This is a genomic window from Sphingobium sp. SA2 (assembly GCF_032227065.1).
Classification (GTDB): Bacteria; Pseudomonadota; Alphaproteobacteria; order Sphingomonadales; family Sphingomonadaceae; genus Sphingobium.
This window is the reverse complement of the sequence record NZ_JAPMXX010000006.1, coordinates 1,248,111-1,261,787: the sequence shown is the minus strand read 5'-3', so window position 1 is coordinate 1,261,787 and position 13,677 is coordinate 1,248,111. Positions and strand designations below refer to the sequence as shown.

At 64.9% G+C, this 13,677-nt stretch carries 12 protein-coding genes; 6 read left to right on the top strand and 6 right to left on the bottom strand.

The window, feature by feature from the left end; translation table 11 throughout:
* Window positions 1-9 precede the first annotated feature (9 nt).
* Both OVY48_RS13845 and OVY48_RS13840 read right to left on the bottom strand, forming a co-directional pair.
* Entirely contained in the window at window positions 10-1,155 is a 1,146-nt protein-coding gene (locus tag OVY48_RS13845; protein WP_313923242.1) for an EmrA/EmrK family multidrug efflux transporter periplasmic adaptor subunit, read from the bottom strand.
* Window positions 1,148-2,662, bottom strand: a complete 1,515-nt coding sequence (locus tag OVY48_RS13840; protein ID WP_313923241.1) for an efflux transporter outer membrane subunit — start codon at window positions 2,660-2,662, stop codon at window positions 1,148-1,150. Before OVY48_RS13840 ends, OVY48_RS13845 begins: the two co-directional genes overlap by 8 nt.
* 88 nt (window positions 2,663-2,750) lie before the next feature.
* On the opposite strand from OVY48_RS13840, the gene OVY48_RS13835 reads away from it, so the two are divergent.
* Window positions 2,751-3,410 (top strand): TetR/AcrR family transcriptional regulator, encoded by a 660-nt coding sequence (locus OVY48_RS13835; RefSeq protein WP_313923240.1) that lies wholly within the window; start codon window positions 2,751-2,753, stop codon window positions 3,408-3,410.
* A 53-nt stretch (window positions 3,411-3,463) separates the two neighbouring features.
* Window positions 3,464-4,087, top strand: coding sequence for a response regulator (locus OVY48_RS13830; protein ID WP_313923239.1), 624 nt, complete (start codon window positions 3,464-3,466; stop codon window positions 4,085-4,087).
* A 3-nt stretch (window positions 4,088-4,090) separates the two neighbouring features.
* Here OVY48_RS13830 and OVY48_RS13825 read toward each other — a convergent pair whose 3' ends face one another.
* The 4 genes from OVY48_RS13825 to argH are packed head-to-tail and all read right to left on the bottom strand — an operon-like array spanning window position 4,091 to window position 7,757.
* Window positions 4,091-4,849: a siroheme synthase gene (locus OVY48_RS13825; RefSeq protein ID WP_313923238.1), complete on the bottom strand. Its 759-nt coding sequence runs from the start codon at window positions 4,847-4,849 to the stop codon at window positions 4,091-4,093.
* Window positions 4,849-6,114, bottom strand: a complete 1,266-nt coding sequence (gene lysA / locus OVY48_RS13820) for a diaminopimelate decarboxylase (RefSeq protein WP_096061182.1) — start codon at window positions 6,112-6,114, stop codon at window positions 4,849-4,851. The genes OVY48_RS13825 and lysA overlap by 1 nt, the downstream gene beginning before the upstream one ends.
* Before the next feature lie 18 nt (window positions 6,115-6,132).
* Window positions 6,133-6,390: a hypothetical protein gene (locus OVY48_RS13815; protein ID WP_313923237.1), complete on the bottom strand. Its 258-nt coding sequence runs from the start codon at window positions 6,388-6,390 to the stop codon at window positions 6,133-6,135.
* On the bottom strand, window positions 6,387-7,757 hold the full coding sequence (gene argH / locus OVY48_RS13810) for an argininosuccinate lyase (protein ID WP_313923236.1): 1,371 nt from the start codon (window positions 7,755-7,757) through the stop codon (window positions 6,387-6,389). The genes OVY48_RS13815 and argH overlap by 4 nt, the downstream gene beginning before the upstream one ends.
* Before the next feature lie 43 nt (window positions 7,758-7,800).
* Here argH and OVY48_RS13805 point away from each other — a divergent pair, with 43 nt between their 5' ends.
* The 4 genes from OVY48_RS13805 (at window position 7,801) to OVY48_RS13790 (ending at window position 13,664) form a co-directional block, all read left to right on the top strand.
* Entirely contained in the window at window positions 7,801-8,382 is a 582-nt protein-coding gene (locus tag OVY48_RS13805; protein ID WP_313923235.1) for a TlpA disulfide reductase family protein, read from the top strand.
* Between the two features lie 257 nt (window positions 8,383-8,639).
* A complete protein-coding gene (locus tag OVY48_RS13800; RefSeq protein ID WP_313923234.1) occupies window positions 8,640-11,213 on the top strand; it encodes a TonB-dependent receptor in 2,574 nt (857 codons plus the stop codon).
* Between the two features lie 64 nt (window positions 11,214-11,277).
* On the top strand, window positions 11,278-12,414 hold the full coding sequence (locus OVY48_RS13795) for an aminotransferase class I/II-fold pyridoxal phosphate-dependent enzyme (RefSeq protein WP_313923233.1): 1,137 nt from the start codon (window positions 11,278-11,280) through the stop codon (window positions 12,412-12,414).
* Window positions 12,411-13,664, top strand: a complete 1,254-nt coding sequence (locus OVY48_RS13790) for an aminotransferase class V-fold PLP-dependent enzyme (RefSeq protein WP_313923232.1) — start codon at window positions 12,411-12,413, stop codon at window positions 13,662-13,664. Before OVY48_RS13795 ends, OVY48_RS13790 begins: the two co-directional genes overlap by 4 nt.
* The last annotated feature ends 13 nt before the right edge of the window (window positions 13,665-13,677 follow it).

Sequence of the window (13,677 nt, the reverse complement as noted above, 5' to 3'; positions counted from 1 at the left end):
GTCGACCCTTCAGTGACCGGAAAGGTCGATCTCGACCTCCGTGGAGAGGCCCACGCGCAGCGGGTGCGCCGCCAATTCCTTGGGGTCGAGCGCAATGCGGACAGGCAGCCGCTGCACCACCTTGATCCAGTTGCCGGTCGCATTCTGCGCCGGGATCAGCGAGAGCGACGCGCCGGTGCCGCCGGAAAAGCCGACAACCTTGCCATGATAGACGACGTCGCCGCCATAAATATCAGCGGTCACCTTGGCGGGCATGCCGACCTTCACCTTGCCCAGCTGCCGTTCCTTGAAATTGGCGTCGACATAGACCTGGGCGAGCGGGACGATCGTCATGATCGGGCTGCCCTGCGCGACGCGCTGGCCGACCTGCACCTGGCGCTTGGTCACGACGCCGTCGATCGGCGCGCGGATGACGGTGCGCTCCAGGTCGAGCTTTGCCGCGTCGAGCTTTGCCTGCGCCGCCATCACTGCAGGGTCGGTATCGACCTGCGATCCGCGCACCAGTGCATCATTGGCGGCGAGTTGCCCGCTTGCCGCGCTGCGCGTCGCTTGCGCCGTGGTCACGCTGGCGCGCGCGACATCAAGCGCGGCGCGGGCGGCGGCAAAGGCCGTGCGCGCACTCGTCACTTCGTCGCCCGATACCGCCCCGTCGCCGACCAGCGCTTCACGCCGTTGCAGATCGACCCGCGCCTTTTCGACATCGGCCTGCGCGCTGGCGAGTTGCGCCCGCGCCTGGATGATATCCGCGCCGCGCGCATCGACCTGCGCCGAGAGCGCGCCGCTGGTGGCCGACGTCTGACGGAAGCGGCGCTGTGCTTCGGCCAGGTCCGCCTGTGCCTGCGCGATGGCGATGCGGGCGTTGGTGGGATCGAGCTTCACCAATATGTCGCCACGCTTGACCGCCTGCGTATCGCTGACCAGCACCTCGATCGCCTGCGCGGAAATCAGCGGCGTTACCTGCGCCATCTCGGCATTCACATAGGCATTATCGGTGCTGACATGGTTGCGGCCAACTAGGACATACCAGGCCGTCCAGAGGAGGCCAGCGACGATCACCGCAAGCGCCAGCCGGGTCAGCCAGGTCTTGCGCGCACTGCTGCGATCGGCCTGGGTTTCATCGGTCGGGGCGGGAAGTTCGGGAGTGGCGTCAGCCATGGGGTGCGTCCTTGGACAGGGCGGCGTCAGGGGCGAAACCACCACCCAGCGCGCGGATCAGGGCAATATCGAGCGAAAAGGCGCTTGCCTCCAGCCCGGAAACGGTACGCTGCGCGGCGAGGAGTTGATCCTCGACATTCAGCACATCCAGATAGGTGGACAGGCCGCCATCATAGCGTTTCTTGGCGATGCCATAGGCGTCCTGCGACGCGGCCACGGCCGCACGGGCATCGACCAGACGCGCGTCCAGCGTGCGGCGGCTGGTGACGGCGTCCGCCACCTCCTGATAGGCTGTCAGTACGGCCTTGTCATAGCTTGCAACCGCTTCGTCATAGGTCGCGCGCGCACCGCGATACTGGCCTTGCAGCGCGCCACCGTGGAAGATCGGCAGGCTGATCGCTGGCCCGGCATTGCCGAAGATCGAGTCTTTCTGGAACAGATTGTTCGTGAACGGCTGGGCCGATCCGATCGCGCCGCCATTGGCGAAGACCGTGTTATAGCCCAGCGACTGCAAACCGATCAGCGCGCTCAGCCGCACGGCGGGGAAGAAATCGGCGCGCGCGACCTTGATCCGCTTGGCCGCCGCCTCGGTACGGGCGAGGGCCGCCGCGATGTCGGGACGGCGCGCGATCAGATTGGTGGTGACGTCGGCGGGAAGCCCAAGCGGTGCCAGTGCGCCGGGCGTGGGCCGGGTAATCGCCGCGCCGCGATCCGGCCCCGCGCCGATCAGCGCCGCGATCTGATGCTGGCGCAGTGCGATCGCCATGCGCGCACCGGCCAGTTGCGCGCGCGCGGACGCGACCGTGGCGTCGGCCTGCCGCACGCTGCCGCGCGTTTCCAGCCCATTTTGCCGCCGATCCGCAACCAGCTTCTGGCTGGCCATGCGGATGGCGAGCGTGCGCTGCTGAATGTCCGCCTCATCATAAAGCCGGGCAAGGTCGGCATAGGCGTCGGCAATGCCCGTGGTCAGCGCCAGTTGCGCCTGCTGCGCGTCGAGTTCTGCCGCACGCGCCTGCGACGTAGCCGCCGCCAGTGCCGCGCGGTTCTTGCCCCACAGGTCGAGATCAAGCCCCAGGTCCAGCGCCAGCCGTCCGGTGCCGAGCCAGCCCTGCGGCACGAACTCCTTGGGCATGCCCATATTATAGCTTTGCTTGGTGGCGGCCGCGCTGGCATCGAGATTGGCGGAAGGCAGCAATGCCGCGCCGGACTGTTGCGCCAGCGCCTGCGCCTGGCGGAAACGCGCGGCGGCGATCGCCATGTCGGGCGCGTTGCGCAACCCTTCCTCGATCAGCGCGGTGAGTTGCGGATCGCCATAGGCGCGCCACCAGTCCGTAGCGGGCCATGCCGCCTGCGGTGCGGCGAGGCTCTGCTGCGCGGCGATCGTGTCCGCCGCGCGAATTTCGGGCTTGGTGCCAAGGTCAGGGACCGCCGCGCACCCCGCCAGCAACGACATCATCGTCGCCAGGACCAGCGGACGAACGGGCGGGGAAAGGCGACTCACCGACATAAAAACCGTACCATCTAGTATGAAAAATGCATCTGGCGTCGCGGCTCCCGCTTGTCAAGATCTTTATCATACTCTATGGTACGGTTTCATGACAGGCGCTTCCACCATCCCCCCCACTAGCCGAAGGGAAGCACGTCGACTGGATCGGCGCGATGCCATATTGACCGTGGCCAAGGCCTATTTCCTGGAACATGGCTATGCCGGGACGACCATGTCGGGCATCGCCGCGGCGCTGGGCGGGTCCAAGGGCACTTTGTGGAATCACTTCCCTTCAAAGGAAGACTTATTTTCGGCGGTCCTCGATCGCGTCGCTACCGCCTATCGCGCGCAACTGTCGCAAATCCTCGACCCGTGCGGCGTGCTGGAACCCACTTTGCTGCGCGCCTGTCGCAGCCTGCTCGACAAGGTCTGCTCGACCGAAGCGATCGCCCTGCATCGGCTGATCTATGCCGAAAGTGGTCGATTTCCCGAACTCAGCCGGATATTCTTCGAACTTGCGCCCCGTCACACCCGCGCCCTGCTCGCCGACTATATAAGCGGCGCAATGGACCGGGGCCAGTTGCGGCGGGATGACCCCGCCGACGCGGCGCGCGTCCTGATGGCCCTGACCATGGCTGGCAGCCATCAGCAGTTGATGATCGGTCAGATTACGGAACCCTCGTCAGCGCAGATGCAGGCCGATGTCGATCTGGCCGTCGACCTGTTCCTGCGCGGCTATGCGCCCGAACCGAACAGCGCGAACCGTTAACCATTTCTTTGCGGTGCGTTCCTATCCTTCCATGACGGGCGGAAGGACAGACGATGCCATTTTTCAAACGGAACGAAGCCTCGCAGTTCGATGCACCCGATGCGGAGGGTCGCGCGCGCGCCCAGCGCCGCCTGCGCGTGCTGCTGATCGACGAAAATCCGACCGCGCGCGCTGTCATCGCCCGTCGCCTGTCGCACCTCAATTATGACGTCGCCCTCGCCGACACGGGATTCAGCGCGCTCAGCCTGCTCGTAACGCATAGGGCCGATATCATCCTGATCGACATGGGGCTGACGATGCTGCCCGCCGTCGCGACCATGAAGCAGATCCGCGCCGCCAATCTCGCCGCCTCCGCCTGTTTCGTCATGATCGCCGGGCGGCTCGACAGCCAGGCGACTGTCGAAGCGCTGGACGCGGGCGCGGACGACTATGTCGTCAAACCGTTCGACTTCGACATATTCGACGCGCGACTGCGCCATCTGTGCCAGCGTGCCGAACAGATGGGCGCGCTCTCGCGCCACAATGCCGAACTCGACGCCCGCATCGCGCGCCGTGCCGTGGAATTGGGCGAAACCCGCGAAACGCTGCGCGAATTACAGATCGATCGTGCTCGGCTCGTCTCCTCGATCCAGGCCTTGCACGACGAGCTCGAACGGGTCACCGCCCAGCAGGGCTAGGCATCAGCCCAGGGCCAGCCACAGCGACAGGCCCACACCCGGCTCAGCAGGGGGCGCGTCCACCGCGATCCGCACCGCATCGGCCCGCGCCCGGTCGAGGATCACGGCCGCGACCCTTGGCTGGTGATAGACCCGGTCGGCCTCCCCCAACAGCCGCGCCACCCGCAAGGTCAGATCGTCAGGATCGTTGGATGTCAGCCGGATCGGCTCCAGCCGCGTCGCATCCGCATCGCCCTGCCCTTTGATCCAGCGCGGCACGGCATCGGCCGCACCCGCGCGCAAGGGATCGATCATGCCGCCCGCCGCCAGCCCGGCATCGATCGCCCGGCGTCGATCGCCCCCATCGGGCCAACGCGCGCGGATCGCGCCCCGCGCCGCTGACAATCCCCTCGCCAATGCGCCAAGGCCCGCAGGCAACAGCGTCTCCAGCCTTTGCCGCAACGCCTTCGCCAATCCCGCCGACGCGCCGCCCGTCCCGATCGCGATCAGTACGGGATCGCGATCGACGATCGCGGGCAGCGTGAAGTCGCACAGGTCGGGATTGTCGGTCGCATTGACCAGCACGCCGCGTACGCGCAGGCGCTGGGCCGTCACCGCATCGCCATCGGACACGATCGCGATCCGCGCATCGCCATCTTCTTCGCCCACGATCCGCGCGCCTGCCCGTTCCAGCAGGCGGCGCTTGGCGTCCGCCGCCTCGCCTTCGCCGGTCAGGATCACGGGCCTGCCCGTCAGGCGCAAGAACACGGGCAGGCTGTGCATCAATCTGCCAGCCAGTCGGGGATCGAATCGCCCTCGATCAACGTCTCGATCGGCGGACGCGCGCGGACCACGGCCCAGCGGTCGCCCGACACCAGCACTTCAGGCGTGAGCGGGCGGCTGTTGTAGGTGCCCGCCATCGTCGCGCCATAAGCGCCTGCGGTCATGAAGGCGACCAGATCGCCCGCTTCCACCACGTCCATATCGCGTCCCATGGCGAAGGTGTCGCCCGTCTCGCATACGGGTCCGACGACATTGGCGGCTGCCTGCTTGCCCGATGGCGCGACCGCGCGAATATCATGCCAGGCGTCATAAAGGCTGGGCCGCAACAGGTCGTTCATGGCCGCATCCACAATGACGAAGGGTGCCTTGGCCCCCTGCTTCACCCGCACCACGCGCGACAGCAACGCGCCCGCATTGCCCACGATCACGCGGCCAGGCTCGAACATCAGCCGCACGGGCCAGCCCTGCGTCACGCGGCACACCATCGCGCCATAATCGGCGGGGCTGGGCGGCAGCGGCTGCGACGGGTCGTAGGGGACGCCCAGGCCACCACCCAGGTCAGCGGTGCGAATGTCATGGCCCGCTTCGCGCAGCGCCGTGATGAGTGCGCCGACCTTGGTAAAGGCGGCCTCCAGCGGGGCGAGATCGGTCAGCTGGCTACCGATATGGACGGCGACACCCTGCACATCCAGCCCCGGCAGATCGCGGGCGGCGGCATAGCTCTCCAGCGCGCGGTCATAGGGGATGCCGAATTTGTTTTCCGACTTGCCGGTCGAGATCTTGGCATGGGTGCCCGCATCGACATCGGGATTAATGCGATAGGCGACCGGCGCGCGCTTGCCCATCGACAGCGCGACTTGCGACAGCATCTCGGCTTCCGGTTCGCTCTCCAGATTGAACTGGAAAATGCCATGGTCAAGCGCCAGCCGCATTTCGTCTGCGGTCTTGCCGACGCCAGAAAAGACGATGCGGTCGGCCGGGATGCCCGCCGCCACCGCGCGCAGCAGTTCGCCGCCGGACACCACGTCCGCGCCCAGACCCAGCTTCGCCAGCGTCGCCAGGACGGCGGCATTGGGATTGGCCTTGACCGCAAAGGCGATCAGCGGATTGTCGAGCGCGGCCAGCCCTTCGCGGAACACGCCGACATGGCGTTCCAGCGTGGCAGTCGAATAGACATAGACCGGCGTGCCGACCGCATCGGCGATCACCGCCATCGGCACCTGCTCCACCCGCATGGTGCCGTCCACATAGTCGAAATGGTCCAATTTCCAGTCCTTACAGGCTTATTGCGGCTGCTTTTCGGGCGGCAGGTCGAACGGGTCGTCGCTCCGCTGGCGCGATTGGGTCAGCAATTCGACGTTGCGTTCGGGCCGCGCCTGGATGGACGGTGCCATCAGTTCGCCGCCGGTGGGGGCGGTCGCCGCGCCCACGGGTACGGCGGGCAGTTTCTGGTCCTTGAGCGGCTTGAGCGCAGGCCGTCCGCCGCAGCCCGCCAGCACCAATGTGGCCACAGCCAACCCGGCGAGCGTGCGCGTCCTCATGAGTCCAGTTCCTTCTTCGCCTGGGCGATCCGCGCCCGAACCTGCGCCGGGGCCGTGCCGCCATGGCTCGTCCGGCTCGCCACGGAGGCATCGACGGTCAGCACCGCATAGACGCGATCGTCGATCCGCGCGTCGATATCCTTGAGCGTCGCGATCGGCAGTTGATCAAGCGGCACGCCTGCCGCCTCCGCCGCCGCCACGGCGCGCCCGGTGATATGATGCGCCTCGCGGAAGGGAATGCCGCCTTCGCGCACCAGCCAGTCGGCCAAGTCCGTCGCGGTGGCGAAGCCGCTTTCGGCGAGGCCGCGCATCCGGTCGGTGCGGAAGGTCACCGTCTCGATCATGCCGGTCATCGCCGCGATCAACAGGCCGAGCAGGTCGTGCGCCTCGAACACCGGCGGCTTGTCGTCCTGCATATCCTTGGAATAAGCGAGCGGCAGGCCCTTCATCGTCACGCACAGCGCGGTCATGCAGCCCATGATCCGCCCGGCATGGCCGCGCACCAGTTCGGCGGCATCGGGATTGCGCTTCTGCGGCATGATCGAACTGCCGGTCGAATAGGCGTCGGGCAGCTTCACAAAGCCGAAGGGCTGGCTCGCCCAGATGATGAATTCCTCCGCCAGCCGCGACAGATGCAGCGACGCCTGCGTTGCCGCCATCAGATAATCGAGCGCGAAGTCACGGTCGGATACGCTGTCCAGGCTGTTATCGGTTGGCCGGGCAAAGCCCAGCGCCTCCGCCGTCGCCTGGCGATCGATGGGGAAGCCGGTGCCAGCGAGCGCCGCCGCACCCAGCGGACATTCGTCGGCGCGCGCCCGCGCATCGGCAAAGCGGCTGCGGTCGCGACGGACCATTTCATAATAGGCCATCAGATGATGGCCGAGCGTCACCGGTTGCGCCGACTGCAAATGAGTGAAGCCCGGCATCACCGCATCGGCATGCTCCTCCGCCCGCGCCAACAGCGCGCGTTGCAGGCCAAGCAGGCCCGCCGCCACTTCGTCGATCGCATCGCGCACCCACAGGCGAAAATCGGTCGCAACCTGATCGTTGCGGCTGCGCGCGGTATGCAGCCGTCCGGCGGTCGGCCCGATCAGCTGCGCCAGCCGCGATTCCGTGACCATATGAATATCTTCGAGGTCGAGATCGACCGGCACGCCATCGGCTGCATATTCCGCCGCGATCCGGTTCAGCCCCTCGGTAATCGCCTGCGCATCCTCGCCATCGACGATGCCCTGCTGGGCCAGCATCGCGACATGCGCCTTTGACCCGGCGATATCTTGTTGCCACAAACGCTTGTCGAACGGGATGGAGGCATTTATCTCGCGCATGATCGACGCGGGGCCGGCCGCAAACCGGCCACCCCACATGCTGTTGGAGCCTTCTCCCTTGGAACCTGTTTCGCGCGCGCTAATGATACTGCTCCTGGCTGCCGGTCTGGCGGCTTGCGATAGGCAATCGCCGCCCGCTGGGCAAGCCAATGCAAGCATGAGCGGCGAGGTTCCGGCATCGGGAAATGCGACAACGGACAGCGAAGCGTTCAACTATCGGCTCGATCGCAGCAAGGCGGGGACGGCCGCGCCGACCTTCGCCTTCCAGAACCCCGATGGCGGCGAGGCGACGCTGCAGGATTTTGCCGGGCGGCCGATGCTGGTCAATCTGTGGGCGACCTGGTGTACGCCGTGCGTTGCGGAAATGCCCACGCTTGACCGGATCGCGGCCACCTATGGTCCCAAGGGGCTGGCCGTCCTCACCATCTCGCAGGACAATCAGGGTGAAAAGGCAGTAAAACCCTTTTTCGCCAAGCATGACCTGCCGCATTTGAAGGGTTGGGCAGACCCCGACAACCAGTTCGGTTTCGACTACGCCACCGGCCTGTTGCCCACCACCGTCCTCTATGATGCGCAGGGCAAGGAAATGGTGCGCGTCATCGGCGCGATGGATTGGGAAGGGGCGGAAGCCAAGGCGCTGATCGACGCCGCGATGGCTTCCTGATCCGAAAGACCAAGGCGCACTAAAACGAACATAGCGAAAAAATCCACCATGCCAGCTGCGTGCAAAATGCATGATCGTCAGTGCAAAATTGGCAATTGCGTAAGAGTGTAGAAGAAAATTATCCTGTTGAGTCGCTGCTCAGATAAGCAGCGGCAATTATTGCATTTTTACTTAAAAATTGTGCGGCGCAATAGAGGCTTTGCCTGAGCCAATCGTCAAACCCCCTGTCATCAACAATGCAATAACAGGGGGCATGAATGACACGCTTGTCAGCGCTTAAACTTTCATTGATTCTCGCTTCGTCTTGGTCCGCTTGCGCATTGGCGCAGGAAGCACCGCAGGAACCACAGACCGAGGACGGCGGCACCATCATCGTCACCGGCACCCGTGCCGTTGGCATGCAGGCCGCCGACAGCGCCGCACCCGTGCAGGTGTTCAGCCAGGAGGCCCTGAGCCGCGTCGGCCAGCCGAACCTCAATCAGGCACTGACCCAGTTGGTCCCGTCCTTCACCGCCCAGACGCAGGGCACGGACATGTCCAACTTCGCGCTCTCGGCTCGCCTGCGCGGCCTCAGCCCCAACCACACGCTGGTCATGGTCAATGGCAAGCGCCGCCACGGTTCGGCCATTCTGCAAGTGATCGCGGGGCCATTCCAGGGTTCGGCCGCACCCAGCATCGACCTGATCCCGCCAGACGCGGTGGAACGCATCGAAGTGCTGCAGGACGGCGCGGCCGCCGTGTACGGCACCGACGCAATTGCCGGTGCGATCAACATGATCCTCAAGGATCAAAGCGAAGGCGGCAGCTTCAAGGTTACCGGTGGCCAATATTATAACAGCGAAGGCGAACTCTTCTCCGCATCGGGCAATGTCGGCTTCAAACTGGGTGAAGACGGCTTCTTCAATGTCACCGCCTTCCATCGCCGCCAAAATTATACGTCGAACGGCACCGGCCAGGTTTCGATGGCCGACATCAACGGCAATCCCTACACGGTCCCTGCAGGCGCAACGCCGACCGGCTGGTTCGGCGGCACGAGCGGCTATTATGATCCCGCCTGGGCCGACCTCGACCTGAACGGTATCAATGGTGGACAGGCCAAGTCGCAACTCAACCTGCTCTTCTACAATATGGGCTATGATTTCGGCGGCGTCGAACTCTACAGCTTCGGTGACGTGTCCCGCCGCGTAGGCTATGCCAAGCAGGGCTATCGCCCGCCCAACCGTATCTGCGCCAGCACGACCGACCTGTCGACCTGCTTCGGCGATACCGGCACATTCGGCATGGTTCCGCAGCAGAAGGTGGAGCAGAAGGAATATAGCTTCACGGTCGGGGCCAAGGGTGAATTCGGTGGCGGCTGGAACTATGATGTCAGCACCACCTATGGTTATGACCAGAACAAGATCTGGACCATCGAATCGGCGCATCGCGCGCTGTGGATCGAATCCTACCAGGCATCACTGCTGCCCGGATCGACCGTAACCCCCAGCACCGTATCCGACGCCTATGACGGCGGGTTCAAGCTCAGCCAGCTCACGAACACGCTCGACATCCGCAAGGAATTCGATGCTGGCATGGCGGGTCCACTAACCCTCGCCTTCGGTGGCGAATATCGGCGCGACACCTATGAAATCGTGCAGGGCGATTTCGCTTCCACCTATAAGGAAGGCGTCCAGTCCTTCCCTGGCTATAAGGATGTCGATGCCGGTGACCATAGCCGCAGTTCCAAGGCGGTCTATCTCAACCTGATCGCCAACCCGATCGAAGGCTGGACCCTCGATCTTGCCGGCCGCTACGAAGATTATAGCGACTTTGGTGATACCCAGATCGGCAAGATCACCACGCGCTACGATTTCTCGGACGCCTTCGCGATCCGCGCTACGGCCAGCACCGGCTTCCGCGCGCCGACATTGGCCGAATCCTTCTATTCCACCGTGAATGTCGGACCGACCAGCGCCGTTCTGCAACTTCCGGCTGGCTCGCCTGCTGCGTTGCTGCTGGGCTTCAATGCGTTGAAGCCGGAGAAATCGACCAACTTCTCGGCCGGTATCGTGGTGCGGCCGATTCCGCGCCTCGCGATCACGATCGATGGCTATTATATCAAGATCAAGGATCGCATCTCGGCCACCGCATCGTTGCCTGCCATCCAGGGTGGCCTTCCTGTCGCGGGTGCCGAAAGCATCCTCGCCGCGATCGCCTCGACCGGACTTGTACTCGATACCGGCCTGCAAACACTGGGCGTAGCCAGCTTCACCAACCTGATCGATACGGAAACCTACGGCATCGATTTTGCCGCCCGCTATCCGGTCGCGCTGGACTTTGGCAAGCTCGACCTGTCGCTGCTGGCCAACTACAACAAGACCAATATCACCGACAACAAGAACACGGCCTTGTTCAACGCCCAGTCGGAAAGCTATATCGAAGACGCATCGCCTGAATATAAGGTCGTCGCGGGCATCAACTTCGCCAGCGGGCCGTTCAATGCCAATCTGCGCCAGACCTTCTATGGCAAGACCAGCATCCTTGTCCGCTCCGCTCTGTCGGCTGCGGCGATGAACGGCCAGCCCCAATTGCGTGACGGTATCGTGAAGGCTACTGGCATTACCGATCTGGAGTTGAGCTATAACTTCACCGATTATGTCAGCTTCTCGCTTGGCGCGAACAATCTGTTCGACAAGCGCCCGGAAACGCCCAAGCTGCTGGAGGGCGTGACGGTACTGCCAGGCCAGTCGCCCTATGAAAGCGGATCGGGTGCCTGGAACGCGGTATATGGCCATGGTGCCTATGGTTCGGCGGGCGGCTATTATTACGCGCGTATCGACTTCAAATTCTAAATCATATCATGACGAAGGGCCGGTTCGGGAACGAACCGGCCCTTTTCCTATGGAGGGTGCCTGCATGACCGGATCGTCCGACAGCCTGTCCCGCCGCATGCTGATGCGCGGGGCTATGGGTGCCACCGCCATCGCGACGGCCACGCCCGCCCTCGCCCAGCGCGGGCCCAAGGTCGATCTGCCCGACGATCCCGTCGCAATGGTCGCCAGCCTGACCGACGGCATCTTCCTCAATAGCAATGAACATCCCATCGGCCCCGGCGCTGCGGCGCTTGTCGCACTGGCCAAGCTGCCGCCCTTGTCGGGGCGCTATGGCATGGCGTTCGCGGGCAAGCTGGAAAGCTTGTTCGCGCGGCAGAATGGCCTCTCGCCGACACAGGTGCAGGTCCATCCCGGCTCCTTCATGCCGCTCCGCTCGGTCGCGCTGACCTATTCCTCGACTGACCGGCCCATCGCCTATTTCGAGCCGACCTTCGACCAGGGGTTTCTGGGCCTTGGTAACCAGAGCGTGACGCGATCGGTCGCCGTGCCGCTGTCGGGCGATTTCGCCGGGAACCCCCGCACATTGCTGGCCGCTGCACCGAATGCGGGCGTCTATTATCTGTGCAATCCCAACAACCCGACCGGCCTTGTCACCGCGCGCACCGACATCGACTGGCTGCTCGCCAACAAGCCCAAGGGCGCAGTCCTGCTGATCGATGAAGCCTATATCGATTTCAGCGATGCCCGCACCTGCCTCGATCTGGTGGCCAGCGGCGCGGACGTGCTGGTGACGCGGACCTTTTCCAAGATTTACGGCCTGGCGGGCTTGCGCTGCGGCCTGATCGCGGGGCGCAAGGATCTGCTCGACGGCATGGCCCGCTATGGCACCAACATCACGCCCATGCCCGCCGTGGTCGCGGCGGAGGCGAGCCTGCTCGATCCCATGCTGCTGCCCACGCGCAAGGCTGAGAATAAGGCGGTGCGCGATGATCTCTATCGCTGGCTTGACGCGCAGGGGTTGCGCTACCTGCCCTCGCAGGCGAGCTTCGCGATGATCCATGTCGGCCGTTCGGGCGCAGACGTCACCGCCGCGCTGGCGGCGCAGAAAATCTATATTGGCGGGCCGCGTAAGCATATGGACGACTGGGTCCGTGTCTCGTTCGGCACGCCAGCCGAAATGCAGGCGTTCAAAACCGGACTGCTCAAGGCGCTGGCATGAGCCTCAGCCGCCGCGAGGCGCTGGGCGCGGCGGTGGCCCTGCCGCTGGCCGCGCGGACAGCGCGCGCCGCGACGCCCACCCTTCCCGACAGGGGCAGCTTTGCCGCCACCCAGGTCGCCTATCTCGACAGCGCATCGACGCACCCAATCAGCCTGGGCGCGCGCGCCGCGATGGACGCCTATGTCGCGACGCGGACGCTCGATCCTGCCGCGCTCGCGCGCAAGCCGGTTGATCGGGCAGGAGTCATCGCCAAATTCGCGCGCCTGGTGAACGCCGACGCGGATGAAATCACCTGGGTCCAATCCACCACCATGGGCGAGCAGGCGGTGCTGCGCGCGCTCGGCTTTCCCGGCAGCAAGGGCCGCGTGGTCACCGACACGCTGCATTTCTATGCCGCCTTCCCCATGTATCTGGAAATGGCCAAACAGGGCGTCGATGTCGACTGGGTTCAGGCGCGCGCGGGGCGCATCGAACTGGACGACATGGCCCGCACCATTACGCCCGGCACCCGGCTCGTCAGCCTCTCGCTCGTATCGACCTATAATGGCTTCCAACATGACCTGAAGGCCGTGTGCGACCTGGCGCACAAGGTCGGCGCGCTGGTCTATGCCGACATCATTCATGCGGCGGGGGCGGTCCCGGTCGATCTCCATGCCAGCGGCGTCGATTTCGCCGCCTGCGCCAGCTATAAATGGCTGATGGGCGATTTCGGGCTTGGCTTCCTCTATACCCGGCGCGGCGTGTGGGATGAGCTACCCCGCACCGAATATGGCTATTATGGCTTTGCCGCGCCCGACGCCCCGCCGGGCATCGGCCTGTCGCCGCCGCAGACCCACGCCTATCCACTCGACCCGCCGGGCGACGCGCCGGTCAGCTATGCCGTCCGCACAGGCGCGCTCGGCCATTTCGCGACCGGCACCTATGCGCAGGCGATCGTCGCCGCGCTCGACCATTCGCTCGACTATATCGGCCGCCTTACCGTGCCCGCCATCCAGGCCCATGCCCAGCAATTGATCGCCCCCTTGCGCGAAGGCCTGCGCGCCAAGGGCTATGCGATCATCACGCCATCCGGCACCACCGCGCCGCTGCTGACCGCGCTGCTGCCCGATGCCAAGGCGCGGCTGTCGGACCCGCTGGCCAAGGCGGGGGTGCGGGTGTCGTTGCACGATCATCATCTGCGCGTCTCGCCTTCGGTGTTCAACGATGCGACAGATGCCGAACGGCTGCTCGCCGCCCTGCCCCGTGCCTGATATTTGGAGAGAC